Genomic DNA, 18,081 nt, shown 5'->3' with positions numbered 1-18,081 from the left:
AGTTTTACCGTGGTCAACGTGGCCGATAGTACCAACGTTAACGTGCGGTTTTGAACGTTCAAATTTTTCTTTAGACACGACTATATTCCTTAATATCGCTCCCTCTTATTAGAGGGAGCGTAAACTAAATTGAACTCGAAAGGATCTTATTTCGCTTTACGAGCTTCGATAATAGCCTGAGCGACGTTGCTAGGCGCTTCGTTGTACTTCAAGAACTCCATAGAGTATGAAGCACGACCCTGAGTTTGTGAACGCAGGTCAGTTGCATAACCGAACATTTCAGCCAGTGGTACTTGAGCACGGATGATCTTACCGGTAGGCAGATCGTCCATACCTTCAACCATACCACGACGACGGTTTAAGTCACCGATAACGTCGCCCATGTAATCTTCTGGCGTTTCAATCTCAACTTTCATGACTGGCTCAAGCAGAATTGGCTTAGCTTTCATGAAGCCGTCTTTAAATGCCATTGATGCGGCAATTTTAAACGCGATTTCTGAGGAGTCAACATCATGGTAAGAACCGTAATGTAAACGAGCCTGAATATCCACAACAGGGTAACCTGCTAATGGACCAGATTTCAGCTGTTCTTGAATACCTTTATCAACAGCTGGGATGAATTCTTTAGGAATTACACCACCAACGATATCGTTGATAAATACGTAGTTCTCTTCACCACCTGCTGGTAATGGAGACAGGTCGATAACAACATGACCGTACTGACCACGACCACCAGATTGTTTCGCGTGCTTACCTTCGATATCAGTTACTGTATCACGAATAGTTTCACGGTAAGCAACCTGTGGTTTACCTACGTTCGCTTCAACTTTAAATTCGCGACGCATACGGTCAACTAACACGTCTAAGTGCAGCTCACCCATACCAGCAATGATAGTCTGACCAGTTTCTTCGTCGCTTGATACGCGGAAAGATGGATCTTCTTGAGCCAGACGGTTCAGAGCGATACCCATTTTTTCTTGGTCAGCTTTAGTCTTAGGTTCGATAGCAACAGAGATTACTGGCTCTGGGAATTCCATACGTTCTAAGATGATTGGTGCATCAATTGCACATAAAGTATCACCTGTAGTTACGTCTTTCAGACCGATAGCAGCAGCGATGTCGCCCGCACGAACTTCTTTAATTTCTTCACGCTTGTTAGCATGCATCTGAACAATACGGCCAAAACGTTCTTTTTTGTCTTTAACCGGGTTCAGAACTGTGTCACCTGAGTTTACAACACCAGAGTACACACGGAAGAATGTTAAGTTACCAACAAATGGGTCAGTAGCGATTTTGAATGCCAGAGATGAGAATGGCTCTTCGTCGCTTGAATGACGTTCTGCTGGAGTATCTTTACCGTCTGGTAACATACCATTGATAGCAGGAACATCTGTTGGTGCTGGCAGGTATTCAATTACCGCATCCAGCATTGCCTGAACACCTTTGTTCTTAAATGCAGAACCACAGGTAACCAGGATAATTTCGTTATCTAGAACGCGTTTACGCAGAGCAGCTTTGATTTCTGCTTCTGACAGCTCTTCACCGCCCAGATATTTGTCCATCAGTTCTTCTGATGCTTCAGCAGCTGATTCGACTAGGTTGTTGTGCCATTCTTCAGCTAAATCTTGCAGATTTGCAGGAATGTCTTCGTATTCGAAAGTAACACCTTGGTCTTCTTCATTCCAACGGATTGCTTTCATTTTGATTAAGTCAACAACACCGGTGAAATGTTCTTCAGCGCCTACTGGAATTTGCAGTGGAACTGGGTTTGCTGCCAGACGTGTTTTGATTTGTTCAACAACACGCAGGAAGTTTGCACCCATACGGTCCATTTTGTTAACGAACGCGATACGTGGTACATGATATTTGTTAGCCTGGCGCCATACTGTTTCTGACTGAGGCTGAACACCACCAACTGCACAGTAAACCATAACCGCGCCATCAAGAACACGCATAGAACGTTCTACTTCGATTGTGAAGTCAACGTGTCCTGGGGTGTCGATGATATTTACACGGTGAGGCTCAAACTGTTTAGCCATACCAGACCAGAATGCAGTAGTTGCTGCGGATGTGATAGTAATACCACGTTCCTGCTCCTGCTCCATCCAGTCCATTGTTGCTGAACCTTCGTGAGTTTCACCAATTTTATGGTTTACACCGGTATAAAACAGAATACGTTCACTTGTAGTGGTTTTACCGGCATCGATGTGCGCACTGATACCGATATTACGGTAACGTGCTATGGGGGTTTGACGAGCCATTTTTTCCTCTCTCGTGGGCGTTCAATTCAGGTAAAGGACAGCAGAGCTGTCCTGAAAAGAGTTGCGACAACTACTTCGTGGATTACCAACGGTAGTGTGCGAACGCCTTGTTTGCATCTGCCATACGGTGAACGTCTTCACGTTTCTTAACAGCAGCGCCTTTGTTTTCAGCCGCATCAGATAATTCATTTGCCAGGCGAAGAGCCATGGATTTATCACCGCGTTTACGAGCAGCTTCAACAATCCAACGCATTGCTAATGCATTACGACGAACTGGGCGTACTTCAACTGGAACTTGGTAAGTTGAACCACCAACACGGCGGGATTTAACTTCCACAGTAGGACGTACGTTATCTAATGCGATTTCGAACGCTTCCAGTTCAGTTTTGCCTGAACGCTGAGCCAGGGTCTCAAGCGCATTATATACGATAGATTCTGCAGTAGATTTTTTACCGTCTACCATCAGAATGTTTACAAATTTAGCCAGCAGTTCTGATCCGAACTTAGGATCTGGCAGAATTTTACGTTGACCAATTACACGACGACGTGGCATGGAAATACTCCGTTTAAAATTCAGGGTTGTCCAAAACTCAATGAGTTTATTTTGACATTATTGGTGAAAAAATGTTTGGCCTTACTTAACGGAGAACCATTAAGCCTTTGGCTTCTTCACACCGTACTTAGAACGAGCTTGTTTACGGTCTTTAACACCAGAACAGTCCAGCGCGCCGCGAACAGTGTGGTAACGCACACCTGGTAAGTCTTTAACACGACCACCACGGATTAAGATTACGGAGTGCTCCTGCAAGTTGTGGCCTTCACCACCGATGTAGGAAGAAACTTCGAAACCGTTAGTCAAACGCACACGGCATACTTTACGCAGTGCTGAGTTTGGTTTTTTTGGAGTGGTAGTATATACACGAGTACATACGCCACGTTTTTGCGGGCAAGCTTCCAGAGCTGGAACGTTGCTTTTAACAACTTTCGAGCTACGAGATTTGCGTACCAGCTGATTAATAGTTGCCATTTAAAAAAAGCTCCTGGTTTTTGCTTCGTAAACACGGATTTGAACTCTGTCTTGTCAACAAGACAAAACATGAGGACGCAGAATTTTATTGCTGAAGGGCTCATGTGTCAAGAATTATACAGCAATTCTACGCTCCCCAATGAATTTGTTGGGGGTGTTTTACCGTTAAATCGACAAAATCACCATAACTGATGAGTTTAATATGATGAGATGCTTGATCTTTTAAGCCTCTAGCTAAAACATCATCAATTAATGCGTAAACTGAAATTTGCTGTTGAAGACAATATTTTAATAAAGGATTGCCCTCAAGAACTGCCAATACACCATCTTGTATTAACAAAACATCATCTTCTTTTGTCAATAAAGATAAAAAAGCCTCTAAATCACTTTGATAAATAGAGACGGAATAAGTATACAACATAACCGTTCAACCTTCCTGCCTAAGTTCTGTATCAAAAGCGTAATACCACATCATATTCACTCAATTTTTGAGTAATATCTTGATGTGATATCACTTGTGCATCCAACACAAAAGAAGTTTGAGAGGATAATCCACGATGAGCCATGTCTTGGTGTGATATATAGACTTTTGTCACATCATACAAGGGGAGCACTTTAAAAGTTGCCGCATGATGGCGTGATAACACACCTTCAGGTTGTTGATTTTCAACCAATTGAAACACACCATCTGAGATAAAAAAAACACCAATATCTTCTGTTAACGCAGAGGTTGCGAGCAAAGCGTCCAGACCTTCTCGTCCAGCACTATTACCGTGCGGTGCCTGTGTAAAAAGAAATGCGATTGAATTCATTTTTTTCATTAAAATTGCACCACACGCGAACAAGTCAACATCGCTTGAGCAAGTGAACCCAGCCCGCTGAGTTCAAACTCCATTGCCATATTATGATTATCAATTCCTTGCTCTTTTGCCTGTTCCTTATCAATAATTCCTCGGCGTAGCGCAGCTGCAACACAAACATGCAAAGGAATTTGGTGTTTTTTCGCCAATGTTATCCACGCCTTGGGAAGATCAAATTCATCATTTGCGGGTGATACTAACTTATTAGCATTTACCACCCCTTCCCGATAAAAGAAAATTTGCGCAATTTTATGCCCTTTTTCAAGAAGGGCATTGGCGAACAAATAGGCACTTGAAGCTTGTTCAGTTCCATAATGAGGCCCTGTTACCACTAAACAATATGTCAAGGAGCTCATAATGTTGCCCTACTCTCCATTTTTAAACTGGCGAATATAGAGATAAACAGTATGTTTTGAGATATTCAGTCGATCAGCAACTTGATTAATGGCATCTTTAATATCAAAAATACCTTTTTCATAAAGACTTAATACCACTTGTTTATTTTTTGCGTTATTGGCCACTTCACGATCATTATTCACTTCTTCAATTGTGAACTCTAATGTTTGAGCCACTAAATCATCAACAGATGAAGCAAAGTTAACATCAGAAGCAACTTCATGTGTTTCTTCAGGTATAAAAGTTTTGATTATTTCAGAGAATGGAACATCAAGGTTCATATTAATACATAATAAACCGATGACACGACGTTCACGATTACGAATTGCAATCGTGATCGATTTCATCAATGCACCACTTTTCGCTCTAGTAAAATAAGCCTTTGAAAAACTTGAATCTTCATCTGTGATATCATGTAACATTTGTAATGCTAAATCGGTAATTGGAGAACCAATCTTACGACCAGTATGTTCTCCATTCGCGATTTTAACCGCTGAACATTTCAAATCTTCCAGAGAGTGCAATACGATTTCGCAATGGTTGCCGATGAGCATGGCCAAACCATCTACGGCTGCTTCATAGGACTTCAATATTTCGTGATCAGTTTGAGTAAAAGGTCGGCTATCTAGTTTTTCAAACTCGCTGCTGTCACCATTAAATAACGGGCTAGACATTTGATTATATAATCCTTAAAGGCTTTAATTATGATAATGACTTGAGGTTCTATTTTTTATAACGATTCGTCACTGCGAATCAATTTAATATTAAAAAATTTTAAATATAAAAACTGAATTAGGGCACAATTCTGACGTTAGATCGTCAAAAGATCTACGTCAAGTGCCTTAGAATAAGAGCTTTGTCATAGGTCACAGCTTTTTTCGTTTTTCTTTATCTTTTTGTATCAACACCCCTATATTTTTGAAGATTTCACTTTTAAAGAGGGTCTGGATAAAGATTGACACTATTGAATAGATTACCTATATTCCAAATTATTGTTATTTTAACGAGTGATTAATCCCATGAATATACTGATGATATGCCAATCTCAGCAAACTTCATCAATAATGGGGTTAATTTCTGTTGCTTCTATGCCTATTGAAACTCTCTCTTCACCACCTCCACCTGTGAAAGTGGTTGTAGTCAATACAACGGTTATTGTTGCAACTTATATCGCTTGATCTATTTAATCAGCTTAATCGCGTATTTAACCAACAGACTAGATTGATATGTTATTTACGTTTATTTATTGATGCTTTATCAATCGCCAACCATGACTAAAAATAATCAAGCTATTTTACTGCTCAGTTTACAGGTGTATCATCATGTACTTACGTCAATATTGGACAAGATTCGGTCCAACGTCATTATTTGTTTTATTATGGAGTAGCGGTGCTATCTTTTCTCGCTGGGGTTTAGATAATGGTAGCTCATTTGCTATTTTGACTTGGCGTTTTATTATCGCTTTGGCGTTTCTTTCTTTTTTGTGTATTCAGCGCCATCGCTTTTTGCCACCGAAAGGAAGTCGCTTAAAAACAGCGTGGGTCGGTCTATTAATTATTGGTGGTTATTCTATTTGTTATCTTTTAGCGCTCGCCAATAGCATTACACCTGGAATGCTAGCCACAATCATGGGCGTACAACCCATTATCACATTATGGATAATTGAACGTAACTTTTCAGCGACGCGACTGCTAGGGCTTTTAATCGCATTGACTGGGTTAGTGTTGGTAGTTGCACAAAGTTTATTTAATACAGCACTTTCATTAACAGGGATGATTTATGCGTTAGTTGCTTTACTTTGTATGAGCTTTGGTGCGATTTCACAAAAAAAATTACAATTAGCACCAATGGATGCTTTGCCTTTGCAATATGTAGTTAGCCTCGTGCTGTGTTTGTTATTTGTGCCATTTCAACCTTTTGATGCTTCATTCGATATTGGCTTTATCATTCCTGTTCTTTGGCTGGCTATTATCATTTCTGTTGTTGCTCAGTTGCTGCTATATCGCTTACTCACAACAGGTAATTTAGTTAATGTGACGAGCTTATTTTATTTAGTACCTGGAGTGACAGCATTAATGGATTACATCTTCTTAGGTAATAAAATGTCTTTACTCAGCTTAGCAGGAATGGGAGCAATCATTGTGGGCTTGCTGTTTGTCTTTAAAAAACCCAAAGCTATTATTGTTGAAGAACAAGTAGATTAATATTATCTATTCGTAAGCTATGTGTATTAATGAGCTTTATAATTAGAAATAAAAATGCTGACATTGATGTCAGCATTTTTTCTTTCGTGATAAGTGAATTACTTATCGCTTTCAACACTCAGTAATTCAACTTCAAATACTAATGTTGAGTTAGCTGGAATACCACTTGTTGCGCGTTGGCCATAGCCTAATTCTGGTGGAATAACTAACTTGATTTTACCGCCTTCTTTGATGTATTTCATGCCTTCAGTCCAGCCTGGAATAACACTTTTTAGGCTAATTGTCAGAGGCTCATTACGATCATAAGAGCTATCAAACTGTTTACCATCAATCAACATACCTTTGTAGTGTACAGTAACGCGATCAGCATCTGTTGGAGTTTTACCTTTACCTGGGTTTTCAACTAAATACAGTAAACCTGATTTTGTTTTGACTACACCCTTTTCAGCAGCAAATTCTGTACGGAATTTATCACCCGCAGTTTTGTTCTCGGTTGCTTCTTTTTCCATTTTCGCTGTAGCCGCTGTGCGAACTTGATCTTCAAAAGCCGCTAAGGTTAATTCAATCTCAGCATCTGATAGTTTTGATTTACTGTTAAATGCATCCTGAACACCCGCCAGCAGTTGTTTAGAATCTAAAGTAATACCAATATTTTTTTGCTCTTGTAATGCAGCTTCCATGTAGCGACCCATCGACGCGCCTAACGCATAGGCATTTTGCTCATTTTGAGTTTTAAATGCGCTATTTAATGTTGGCACTTTAGCTGCTTCTTCAGCGAATGCTTGAGGTGCACTGAATGCGAAAGCTAAACTTGTTGCCAGCAACGTCGTTTTTAATAAAGATTTCATCCCATTCTCCAGTATATGTTAGTGAATCGCTACGTTTTACAAACAAAGATCATAGATCTTCACTAAAACGTTTTGCATCACATCTTGCTGTCATTGCGGTATGTACTCGCCATACTTCAAGTTGTCACGTTGTTGATTGCATTTATTCGCACTCGTCAACGTATATATGCGTCTAATGACTTATTCTCTTGTCGCCTAGCTGCACCTCGAAATATTTAGAGTAAAATCTATCCGCGGGTAGCAATTTTATATGAATTTAAAAAATTTGCCGACACTCTTAACAGTTAATGTTAGGATTTTTGCCAGCACAGAGTGTTATCACATTAACAAAATAGTCTTTTATCTCAAACCAGATTTATGTCTTCCTGTGTATATATCAGTAAATAAGATTAAATTTCACAATTTTGTTAATCTCATTCGTCGTAATTCGACATTTTAAAGGAGGAAAAACACAATGGATATTAAGGAAGTAGAGCACTTGCTCATACAATTAGAAAGCAAAGTTGCTTTCCAAGATGCGACAATTGAAGAGTTAAATCAGGTGGTCACACAGCAACAAATTGAAATTAATCGCTTTAAAGAAGCATTAAAGATTGTCACTGAACGCTTAAAAGCATCTCAATCCTCAATACTTGCAAGACCTGAAGATGAAACGCCTCCCCCACACTATTAAGTGATAATTTTCTTTTTAGCGTAATCAGAAAAAACAAAAAAGGAGCGTTTAAGCGCTCCTTTTGATCTTTCTTTAGAAAGATTAGTGTTGGCAACCGCAACCGCCATGACCGTGGCCGTGACCACCATGACCATGACCTTCGCCACCGCAGCATCCACCTTCTTCACCGTGAGAATGGCCATGACCACCGCCACAGCATCCGCCTTCTTCACCGTGACCGTGGCCACCACAACATTCGTGCTCTTCTTCTTCACCGTGTACGTGACCGTGTGCTAATTCTTCTTCAGTCGCTTCACGAATTGCAACGATTTCAACATGAAACTTCAGGTTTTGGCCTGCTAACATGTGGTTACCATCAACGATAACTTCGTCACCTTCAATACCTGTAATTTCTACTGGTACTGGACCTTGATCGGTATCAGCAAGAAAACGCATGCCAACTTCTAACTCATCAACACCAACAAAAACATCTTTTGGTACGCGTTGAACTAAGTTTTCATCGTATTGGCCATAAGCATCATCAGAAGCCACTTCTACGTCAAATTTATCACCGACTTCGCGACCTGTTAATGCATTTTCTAAACCACTGATTAAAGAACCACGGCCATGCAGATAGTCTAACGGTGCGCTTACCGTGGACTCATCAACTAAAACACCGTCTTCTGTTCTTACTTGATAAGCCAGACTAACTACCAAGTCGTTTGCTACTTTCATGACATCTCCTACATACCCGTGGGCAAAATTTTCCCGATTGTAACGAAAAATAAATCTTCTGTATCGGGTTATATCAAAAAAACCTACAATTATTGTGGTGTAAAGATCCCAATGACCTGTTCATTTTCACGAACAAGTGAATTAACTTCACCGTCTGTTTGCCGTTGCTGATGGCCACATTGAGCACATTCCACAATATCAACTTTATCTTCGCGCCACATTTTGAGTGTGTCTTGAGCTTGACAGTGTGGGCACACAGCTCCAGCGATAAAGCGTTTACGGGTTGCAGACATGGGGTCAGTTCTCCTGTTTATCAATAGATCTTTTTTCTTTACTTATTTGAGGAATATCCTCGGTTAAAGACTCATCCCAAATATCCGGTTGGTGATGTTCTTGACGAATTTCTTCACTAAAAAGTTCTTCAAGTTCTCGCCTTGCTTCTTTTACACGAGAGACATTGGAAACTTCTTCAGGTGATTCATCCACCAGCTTTCTAAGTAATTGCATATCTAAACGACGAAAATGCTGTTGTGCTCGATAAGCTTGATGAGGATGCATACCTAATTCAATTAATGTTTTACGCCCTAGTTCTAAAGCACTAGAAAATGTTTCTCGGCTAAAATCTGTTACACCCGCTTTAAGCAATTCATGAGCCTCAACACGTCCCCTTGCTCTGGAAATAATATGCAAATTAGGGAAGTGTCGCTGACAGAGGTGAACAATTTCCATCGTCGCTTCAGGTTCATTACTAGTGATTACAATCGTTTTTGCGTGTTCCGCACCCGCCGCACGTAATAAATTGAGATCAGTAGCATCACCATAATAAACTTTATAGCCATATTTACGCATGGTGCTTAAACTTCCCACATCATGCTCTAAGACGGTGACGTTAATCTTGTTAGCCATCAACAAACGCCCTACAACCTGTCCCATTCGACCAAAACCAACAAGAATGACTTCTGGATGATTGTTTTCAACAAAAGGCTGTTCGTCTGTTTTAGGCTCATTATAACGGCGAGATAATACAGCGTCTGTCATTTGCATCACAAGTGGCGTTGTCATCATAGAAAGCGTGACAACCACCAGCAACAATGCCATCTGCTGACTATCTAAAACGCCCATTGCCATTGATGTTGAAAAAACAACAAAGGCAAACTCACCACCTTGACTTAATACTGATGAAAATTGTAAACGTGTAGAAAATCGTAATCCAGCTAACCATGCAATACCGTAAAGTATCAAAGCTTTAACAATGACTAGAATAAGCACACCCAGTAAAACTTCTGGTAAATAGCGCCATAAGATACCTATATCTAAAGACATGCCGACAGAAATAAAAAAGAGGCCCAGTAACAAGCCCTTAAAAGGCTCAATAGAAATTTCTAATTCATGCCGATATTCTGTATCCGCCAATAATACACCAGCAATAAAGGTTCCCATTGCCATTGAAAAACCGAGAGTTTCCATAAAAATAGCCGCACCTAGCACGACTAATAATGCGGCAGCTGTAAAGACTTCTCTTACACCCGATTTGACAACTAAACGAAACAGAGGACGTAATAAATAACGCCCACAAACCAATAACGCAGCAAAAGAGGCAACTTTTAATCCAATACGATACCAATCACTGCTAGCAGTTTCCCCAGCAAGTAGCGGAATAACAGCAAGAATAGGGATCACTGCCATATCTTGGAATAACAGAACTGCAAAACCTAACTGCCCGCCCTCATTATGATTCATCCCTTTTTCACTCATAAGCTGTAATGCCATAGCCGTTGAAGACATCGCAATACCTAATCCGCCAATAACGGCGGCCTGCCATGAAAAAGAGGTTAAAACAAGAATAAGTCCTGAGAAAATAGAGGCGGTGAAAACCACCTGCATTGAACCGACACCAAAAATAGCGCGTCTTAATTCCCACAGCTTGGCTGGATTTAGCTCTAATCCAATAATGAACATCAAAAAGACCACACCGAGTTCAGCAAAATGTAAGATGTTATCGACATCTTTAAACAGCCCTAACCCCCAAGGACCAATGGCAATACCTGCAATTAAGTAACCCAGTACGGCACCAATTTTAAGACGTTGTGCAATCGGTACCATGATCACCGCAGCACAAAGGAAAAAGAGAACCGCTTTAATCATCCAGTTATCTTCCATTAGACATGCTCTCCTTCAAGTGGCGCACTTAACCAATGGCGATAAGCCTCTCCAATATGCGTCAATGTCGTTTTAGACTGTTGCCTTGCTGAATACACAATCATGGGTGATAACCAACGCATACCACACATTTCTGCCATTAATTCAAAAGGACGTAATAATTCTGTGAGTGTGTAGTGATTCTTTCCATTATGTTGGTAAGCATATTCAGGTTCACCTGTGGTCACAACACAGCGGAATGCTTTTCCTTTTAAATGTGACCATCCACTTTCATTTGCAAAAGGACGTGTTAGTACCCTGTCTTGCCATTCTTTTAATAATGCTGGACAACTATATGTTTGTAATGGAAATTGAAAAACAATCACTTGGTGTTTGCACAACAAGGATTGCTCATGGTGTATATCAATAAAAAAATCAGGATAAGTAGCATATAAATCATGAATAGTTATATTCTCTAGATCCCTCACCGCCTTGATTAATGCTTTATTAGCAATGGATTGGCGCGGCTCGGGATGAACATACACCAGTAATACATTTGATGCGTTTGACATCATTCCTCCTTACAAAACGTGTCAGAAACCATTTTTTCCGTTACCATGCACGCATTGTGACCAACTGTTACGAACAACTTACTCTATATATTAATTTACATACTCTTAATAGACGATATTTATGATTGTTTTTTCTTCTTTGCAAATTCGCCGTGGTGTCAGAGTGTTACTGGATAATGCCAGTGCAACAATTAATCCAGGGCAAAAAATTGGTCTAGTCGGCAAAAATGGTTGTGGTAAAACCACATTACTCTCTTTATTAAAAGGTGAGCTTCAAGCAGAAGCGGGGAATGTCACCTTTCCCAGTACTTGGGCTATGGCGTGGGTTAACCAAGAAACACCTGCACTTGATGTACCCGCAATTGATTATGTTATTGATGGTGATAGAGAATATCGCCAGTTAGAACAACGATTACAAAAAGCTAACGAGACAAACGATGGTCACGCAATTGCACTTATTCACGGGCAATTAGATGCCATTAATGCATGGACAATTCAATCTCGTGCGGCAACCTTACTAAATGGTCTTGGTTTTAGCCAACAACAACTAAATGAACCTGTAAAATCATTTTCAGGTGGTTGGAGAATGCGTTTAAACTTAGCGCAAGCATTAATTTGTCGCTCTGATTTACTATTACTCGATGAGCCTACCAACCACTTAGATTTAGATGCTGTTATTTGGCTTGAAAAATGGCTAAAAAGCTATGCTGGCACCTTAATTTTGATTTCCCATGACCGTGATTTTCTTGATCCGATCGTGGATAAAATCTTGCATATCGAACAAGAAAAAATCTTTGAATATTCAGGTAACTACTCTTCGTTTGAAATGCAACGAGCAACAAAACTCGCTCAGCAACAAGCTTTGTTTGAAAACCAGCAATCAAAAATTGCACACTTACAAAGTTTTATCGACAGATTTAAAGCGAAAGCGACTAAAGCGAAACAAGCACAAAGCCGAGTGAAAATGCTTGAGCGAATGGAGCGCGTTGCTCCAGCTCATTCTGATAACCCATTCCAATTTAGCTTCCGCCAACCTGAAAGTTTACCTAATCCACTACTATCGATGGAAAAAGTCAGTGCCGGTTATGGTGAAAAAATTATTCTTAATGATATTAAACTGAATTTAATTCCTGGATCACGTATTGGATTATTAGGGCGAAATGGTGCAGGTAAATCGACTTTAATCAAATTACTTGCTGGGGAGCTTGAACCATTACAAGGGAAAATGGCTCTCTCAAAAGGCATTAAATTGGGTTACTTTGCACAGCATCAATTAGAATTTCTACGCTCCGATGAGTCAGCACTACAACATCTAACTCGCTTAGCTCCTAAAGAGACTGAACAAAAATTACGTGACTATCTTGGAGGTTTTGGCTTCCATGGCGATAAGGTTACAGATGCGTGTGGTCAGTTTTCTGGCGGTGAAAAAGCGCGTTTAGTGTTATCTCTTTTAGTTTGGCAACGCCCTAATTTGCTGTTAATGGATGAACCAACTAACCACCTCGATTTAGATATGCGTCAAGCGTTGACTCAAGCGTTAATTAGCTTTGAAGGCGCAATTGTCGTGGTATCGCATGATAGGCATTTACTGCGTTCAACCACTGACGACCTCTATCTTGTTCACGATGGTCAAGTTGAGCCTTTTAATGGCGATCTGGATGATTACCAGCAATGGTTAGTTGATCAAAATCGCCAAGAAACACAAGCCAATAAAAATCAGCAAGATAAAGATAATACCACGACGACAAATTTAAGTGCGCAAGACAAAAAAGAACAAAAACGTAAAGAAGCAGAGTTTAGACAACAAACTCAACCGTTACGTAAAAAACTGACCACCTTAGAAAGTAAAATGGATAAACTTAGCCAAGAGCTTACTCTCATTGAAACAGCACTTTCTGACAGTGGCATTTACGATATCAGCCGTAAAAATGAGCTTTCAGATTGTTTAAGCCGACAAGGTATCGCAAAGTCAGCACTTGAAGACGTTGAAATGGAATGGATGGAATTACAGGAAACATTGGAAGAGATGACAAACACATTTGGCTCTCAGTAATAATCTATCATTCATTAAAAAAGGAACTGTTTTAAGTAAAATAGTTCCTTTATTTTTATCCCATCATTCATTCTTAAAATTTATACAATTCATTTTACTTAAGGGATTTATATCATTTTACAGTAGCACTATTTACACAAAATATAATCTCACCCTATCTGACAATACCCCAGTAAAAATAACAATCTAATGTTTATTTTCTGACTATTCATATTAAGTAAGGGAAATAAATCCTTTCACACTAAAGTTTCTAACATTCCAGCCGAATTAATCATTCTGCTAAGTGGACCTCCCACTTACCGACAAAAAGGCAAAGCTAATAGGTAGGGTTATGTTAAAACGAATTAAAATCTCTCAAGGTTTAATGTGTGTCCTGACTCTGTTTTGTATTATTCAGATCATTTCTGGAGTACAAAGCATTCACGATGCCTACCAGACTCAAAATAAACTCAAGCAAATTTCATACAGTTTCGATCAACTACGCACAATGGATAATACCTATGCGGAGTTGAATACATTGCGTACGGATATTATTGCGCAAGCATTTAGCTATATATCAAATCCTCAAGCAGAAGATGCAAACATCACCACATTTATGCAAACCATGCCAGCACGTAAGGCACAAGTTGATGCTTTGATGAATGAGTATGTTGAGTTATCCGCTCAAACAGGTTTCGATCAGCAACGTATGGCACAAATCAAACAGCTTTATCAAAAAAGTCGAGCTGATCTTGATTTATTGGCACAATATTTAAGTGAACGAAATACTAATGCTGTTCGATTGATATTAAAAAGCCCAGCGAATACTAACTTTACTAACTCACTGTATGAAGCCACAGACTTTATTACCGATGAAGTGGTTAATCCGTCAGTGACTGAAGCGGAAAAGAACTATTACAGCATGCTGTGGATAGCGTCTACCTTCATGGGTATTTTCCTTATTTTCACCACATTAGTTCTTATTTGGATCCGTAAATATATCATTGCTCGTATTAATCAAATGATCTCCTATCAAGAAACAATTGCCAAAGGAGATTTAGTCAGTCGTGTGGACAGTGACATTTCAGGTAATACTGAAATAGATCAGTTAATGCTGGGATTACAGCAAATGCGCGCACAATTAAAAGAGATGGTAAGCTCTATCCGAAATAGTAGTGCGGCTATTTATACAGGTGTACAAGAGATTGCTGCAGGTAATAATGACTTATCCAGCCGAACTGAAGAACAAGCTAGCGCGCTAGAAGAAACAGCATCCAGTATGGAGCAGATGACTGCAACCATTCGCAATAACACAGAAAGCGCTCGTGAAGTCACAGAGTTAGTGATGAGTACTGCAGATATCGCCGTTCAAGGTGGTGAACACAGTAATAAAATGGTCATGACAATGACAGATATTGCCGATCGCTCACAAAAGATTGGTGAAATTACGGCTGTTATTGATGATATTGCATTCCAAACCAATATCTTAGCCCTTAACGCAGCCGTTGAAGCAGCGAGAGCTGGCGAGCAAGGCCGAGGATTTTCTGTAGTAGCAAGTGAAGTACGTAACTTGGCTCAACGAAGTGCTGAAGCAGCTAAAGAGATCAAAGAGCTTATTGAATCCACAATCTTACGGGTAAGACAAGGTAATGATCTTGTTGAACAAGTCAGTTTATCAATGGGTGAAATTGTAACATCCGTTAATCATGTTTCGGGTTCAATGAAAGAAATTCTATCTGCATCAGAAGAACAAACTCGAGGTATTGCACAAATTAGTCTTGCTGTTAATGAGATGGATAAGGCAACTCAACAAAATGCAGCTATGGTTGAACAATCAACTGCGGCTTCTGCCACATTAAGTGAACAAGCCAGCATGTTAGATATCATCGTCAATACATTTAAAGTTGAGAATGAAAAACCGACCCCAACGAAACTCCCCACATTCTCAGCAAAATCGCAAGAAAAAGAAGCGATTAAAACGCCGACAATAAAGGCAAATCACCATGAAACCGATGATAATTGGGAAAGTTTTTAAGTTGATCTCTTATAAAAAAGAAAGTAAACGCTCGGTATAATAAGTAGTCAATTACATATAACAAAACCTCTACCTACCATACTCCCAGTTAATTTCTGGGAGTATTTCAATTCTCCCGCGCATAAACATAAAAAAGTGACCGTTTTTTATACAGAAAAAAGAACGCTTTTTAAGAAATATTGAGAGTATTTTCGAAATCAATACGTTTATTTCACTTATCATAAGATAAATCGATAAATAAAGAAAAAACACGGCTCATTATTGCTCTCTTATTCAGCAAAATCATTACAAATACTTATTATTATATCGATTAACATAAAAAATGAGTAAGCCAATATACTTATGGTCTTTTATATAAATCATTAGAATATTTTGGCCATTAGCTGATAATTAAAGCTAAAAAAAGAAATATAAGTCGTCTTTACTATTAAATAGAGTAGAAATAATAAAGTTTTTAAATATTAAGCCGAATAAGTTTAATTGATAAATAGTTATCGCTCCTTGCTGTGTGTCCTACAAATCAATTAAATAGGTAAGGCTATGCTGAAACGAATAAAAATATCTAATGGCTTAATGTTTATTTTAATACTGTTTTGCACTATTCAACTCTTCTCTGGTGCAATGAGTATCCGTGATGCGAGTTTAACAAATAAGCGGATCTCACAATTAGCGAATGGCTTTGAACAGATAAAAACGATGGATTATGGTTATGCGGAGTTAAATAAATTACGTGAAGATATGCTTAATGTTATGTTTGAAGCCCATCTCACTCCTGACATTGCAGAAGATAAAATCACCCAATTTCTTTCCACTTACCCACAACGAAAACAAGAAATTACACGTATTATTACCTCATACTTTACTTCTGCAACTAACGCCAACTTTGATCCTGAAAAAATAGAAAGTATGAAAAAACTTTTTAATCGTGTTATTTACGATCTTGATCAGCTTGCCTCATGTTTAGAAATTCGAGATTACTACGGCTTTCAATCCCTTTATGCTCATAATACTAATGAGCGTTTTACTCAATCCCTCTATGAAGCAACAGATTACCTCAGTGATAATGTGGTGACCCATGCAACACAAGCCGCACAAGGTAATTACGAACGCACATTAATTTTAGCGTTTATTTTTATGTTTATTTTTATTCTTTTTACAGTTCTTGTTGTACTTTGGATACGTCGAAATATTGTTTTGCGTATCAATCAAATCGTGGATTATATGTCAGAAATTTCACAAGGGAATTTATTAGAAAATAAAGACATCACAGCAAGAGGAAATAATGAAATTGACCAATTAATTACGGGTATTCAGTATATGCGCACTGAGCTCTCATTAATTGTGAATGCTATTCGAGGAACAAGTCATCATATTTACACAGGTGTTCAAGAATTATCAGCAGGCAATACCGATCTTTCTTGCCGTACTGAAGAACAAGCTAGCGCATTAGAAGAAACCGCATCGAGTATGGAACAACTCACAGCAACAGTGAGAAACAATACCGAAAGCGCTCGAGAAGTTTCACATCTCATCAATCAAACATCAAATATTGCCAGTAAAGGGGGCGATGTCACTAATCGCATGGTGAAAACCATGACGGATATTGCCGATAGCTCACAAAAGATTGGCGAAATCACCGCCGTTATCAACAGTATTGCCTTTCAAACCAATATTCTCTCCTTAAATGCAGCCGTTGAAGCAGCTAGAGCGGGTGAGCAAGGGCGTGGTTTTTCTGTGGTGGCGACTGAAGTGAGAGAGTTAGCACAACGCAGTGCTGAAGCAGCGAAGGAAATTAAAGAATTAATTGATGCCTCAATAAGTCGAGTTCGTCATGGTAATGATCTTGTTGAACAAGTCAGTATTTCTATGGGTGAAATACTGACATCTGTAAAACATGTTGAAGACTCAATGACAGAAATTTTATCGGCATCTGAAGAACAAACACGTGGGATAACCCAAGTCTCTCTTGCGGTTACAGAAATGGACAAAGCCACCCAACAAAATGCTGCCATGGTTGAACAATCCTCCTCTGTTGCTAGTTTACTAACCGAAGAAGCTGGCAATCTTGAACAGATCGTTGAGCAATTTAAAACCGCTGAAAGTGAGCAATACAATAAAAAATCACAACATATCATAATCGAAAAACCATTCTCTTCTGAAAAATCACTGCAACCAAAAGAAGAAAAAATAAAAAACACCACCAAGGATGACATAAAAGAGAAGAATTTCGTGAAAGGAGCATCAGTTAAAAATGATGAAGACGATGATTGGACAAGCTTTTAACTCACCGTTTTTTCATGATTAAAATATGATTTAGATA

Annotated in this window: 18 protein-coding genes and 1 pseudogene; 6 read left to right on the top strand and 13 right to left on the bottom strand. The window is 39.2% G+C overall.

The genetic code is table 11. The annotated features are described in order from the left end of the window. From ABN080_RS15470 to ABN080_RS15435, 8 genes and pseudogenes are all read right to left on the bottom strand, one after another. Positions 1–78, bottom strand: a pseudogene (locus ABN080_RS15470) (GTP-binding protein); the annotation flags it as partial. Between the two features lie 68 nt (positions 79–146). Continuing rightward, positions 147–2,261 (bottom strand): elongation factor G, encoded by a 2,115-nt coding sequence (gene fusA, locus ABN080_RS15465; RefSeq protein WP_196554346.1) that lies wholly within the window; start codon positions 2,259–2,261, stop codon positions 147–149. Positions 2,262–2,343: 82 nt separating this feature from the next. Next, positions 2,344–2,814 (bottom strand): 30S ribosomal protein S7, encoded by a 471-nt coding sequence (gene rpsG, locus ABN080_RS15460; protein ID WP_004246897.1) that lies wholly within the window; start codon positions 2,812–2,814, stop codon positions 2,344–2,346. Positions 2,815–2,913: 99 nt separating this feature from the next. Continuing rightward, complete coding sequence (gene rpsL / locus ABN080_RS15455) at positions 2,914–3,288, bottom strand: 30S ribosomal protein S12 (protein ID WP_004236497.1); 375 nt, start codon at positions 3,286–3,288, stop codon at positions 2,914–2,916. 127 nt (positions 3,289–3,415) lie between these two features. Next, the gene (gene tusB, locus ABN080_RS15450; protein WP_196554347.1) at positions 3,416–3,709 is read right to left on the bottom strand and encodes a sulfurtransferase complex subunit TusB; all 294 of its coding nucleotides are present in this window, start codon (positions 3,707–3,709) and stop codon (positions 3,416–3,418) included. Between the two features lie 31 nt (positions 3,710–3,740). Continuing rightward, complete coding sequence (gene tusC / locus ABN080_RS15445; protein ID WP_349441462.1) at positions 3,741–4,100, bottom strand: sulfurtransferase complex subunit TusC; 360 nt, start codon at positions 4,098–4,100, stop codon at positions 3,741–3,743. An 8-nt stretch (positions 4,101–4,108) separates the two neighbouring features. After that, positions 4,109–4,504, bottom strand: coding sequence for a sulfurtransferase complex subunit TusD (gene tusD, locus ABN080_RS15440; protein WP_196554348.1), 396 nt, complete (start codon positions 4,502–4,504; stop codon positions 4,109–4,111). A 9-nt stretch (positions 4,505–4,513) separates the two neighbouring features. Beyond that, positions 4,514–5,218, bottom strand: a complete 705-nt coding sequence (locus ABN080_RS15435) for a helix-turn-helix transcriptional regulator (protein WP_023583301.1) — start codon at positions 5,216–5,218, stop codon at positions 4,514–4,516. A gap of 345 nt (positions 5,219–5,563) precedes the next feature. Between ABN080_RS15435 and ABN080_RS15430 the strand changes: the two genes are divergently transcribed. Together ABN080_RS15430 and ABN080_RS15425 are read left to right on the top strand one after the other, a co-directional pair. Further along, complete coding sequence (locus ABN080_RS15430; RefSeq protein ID WP_196554349.1) at positions 5,564–5,722, top strand: hypothetical protein; 159 nt, start codon at positions 5,564–5,566, stop codon at positions 5,720–5,722. A gap of 144 nt (positions 5,723–5,866) precedes the next feature. Next, positions 5,867–6,748 carry a DMT family transporter gene (locus tag ABN080_RS15425; protein WP_349441461.1) on the top strand — a complete coding sequence of 294 codons (882 nt, stop codon included), beginning with the start codon at positions 5,867–5,869 and terminating at the stop codon, positions 6,746–6,748. 98 nt (positions 6,749–6,846) lie between these two features. On the opposite strand, the gene fkpA is transcribed toward ABN080_RS15425, so the two are convergent. After that, positions 6,847–7,596 carry an FKBP-type peptidyl-prolyl cis-trans isomerase gene (gene fkpA, locus ABN080_RS15420; protein WP_072068762.1) on the bottom strand — a complete coding sequence of 250 codons (750 nt, stop codon included), beginning with the start codon at positions 7,594–7,596 and terminating at the stop codon, positions 6,847–6,849. Positions 7,597–8,050: 454 nt separating this feature from the next. Between fkpA and ABN080_RS15415 the strand changes: the two genes are divergently transcribed. Further along, complete coding sequence (locus tag ABN080_RS15415; RefSeq protein WP_349441460.1) at positions 8,051–8,269, top strand: SlyX family protein; 219 nt, start codon at positions 8,051–8,053, stop codon at positions 8,267–8,269. Positions 8,270–8,350: 81 nt separating this feature from the next. Here ABN080_RS15415 and slyD read toward each other — a convergent pair whose 3' ends face one another. From slyD to kefG, 4 genes are all read right to left on the bottom strand, one after another. After that, positions 8,351–8,983, bottom strand: coding sequence for a peptidylprolyl isomerase (slyD, locus tag ABN080_RS15410; RefSeq protein WP_349441459.1), 633 nt, complete (start codon positions 8,981–8,983; stop codon positions 8,351–8,353). 89 nt (positions 8,984–9,072) lie between these two features. Further along, positions 9,073–9,276, bottom strand: coding sequence for a YheV family putative zinc ribbon protein (locus ABN080_RS15405; protein WP_072068765.1), 204 nt, complete (start codon positions 9,274–9,276; stop codon positions 9,073–9,075). 4 nt (positions 9,277–9,280) lie between these two features. After that, positions 9,281–11,143, bottom strand: coding sequence for a glutathione-regulated potassium-efflux system protein KefB (kefB, locus tag ABN080_RS15400; RefSeq protein WP_197269802.1), 1,863 nt, complete (start codon positions 11,141–11,143; stop codon positions 9,281–9,283). Further along, positions 11,143–11,694, bottom strand: coding sequence for a glutathione-regulated potassium-efflux system ancillary protein KefG (gene kefG, locus ABN080_RS15395; RefSeq protein WP_072068767.1), 552 nt, complete (start codon positions 11,692–11,694; stop codon positions 11,143–11,145). Before kefG ends, kefB begins: the two co-directional genes overlap by 1 nt. 121 nt (positions 11,695–11,815) lie before the next feature. On the opposite strand from kefG, the gene ABN080_RS15390 reads away from it, so the two are divergent. From ABN080_RS15390 to ABN080_RS15380, 3 genes are all read left to right on the top strand, one after another. Next, the gene (locus ABN080_RS15390; protein WP_349441458.1) at positions 11,816–13,747 is read left to right on the top strand and encodes an ABC transporter ATP-binding protein; all 1,932 of its coding nucleotides are present in this window, start codon (positions 11,816–11,818) and stop codon (positions 13,745–13,747) included. Positions 13,748–14,078: 331 nt separating this feature from the next. After that, entirely contained in the window at positions 14,079–15,761 is a 1,683-nt protein-coding gene (locus ABN080_RS15385; RefSeq protein WP_349441457.1) for a methyl-accepting chemotaxis protein, read from the top strand. Between the two features lie 540 nt (positions 15,762–16,301). Further along, entirely contained in the window at positions 16,302–18,044 is a 1,743-nt protein-coding gene (locus tag ABN080_RS15380; protein ID WP_349441456.1) for a methyl-accepting chemotaxis protein, read from the top strand. The last annotated feature ends 37 nt before the right edge of the window (positions 18,045–18,081 follow it).

Source organism: Proteus sp. fly-1089 (assembly GCF_040138965.1).
GTDB classification, from domain to species: Bacteria; Pseudomonadota; Gammaproteobacteria; order Enterobacterales; family Enterobacteriaceae; genus Proteus; species Proteus vulgaris_B.
This window is presented reverse-complemented; position numbering and strand designations above follow the sequence as displayed.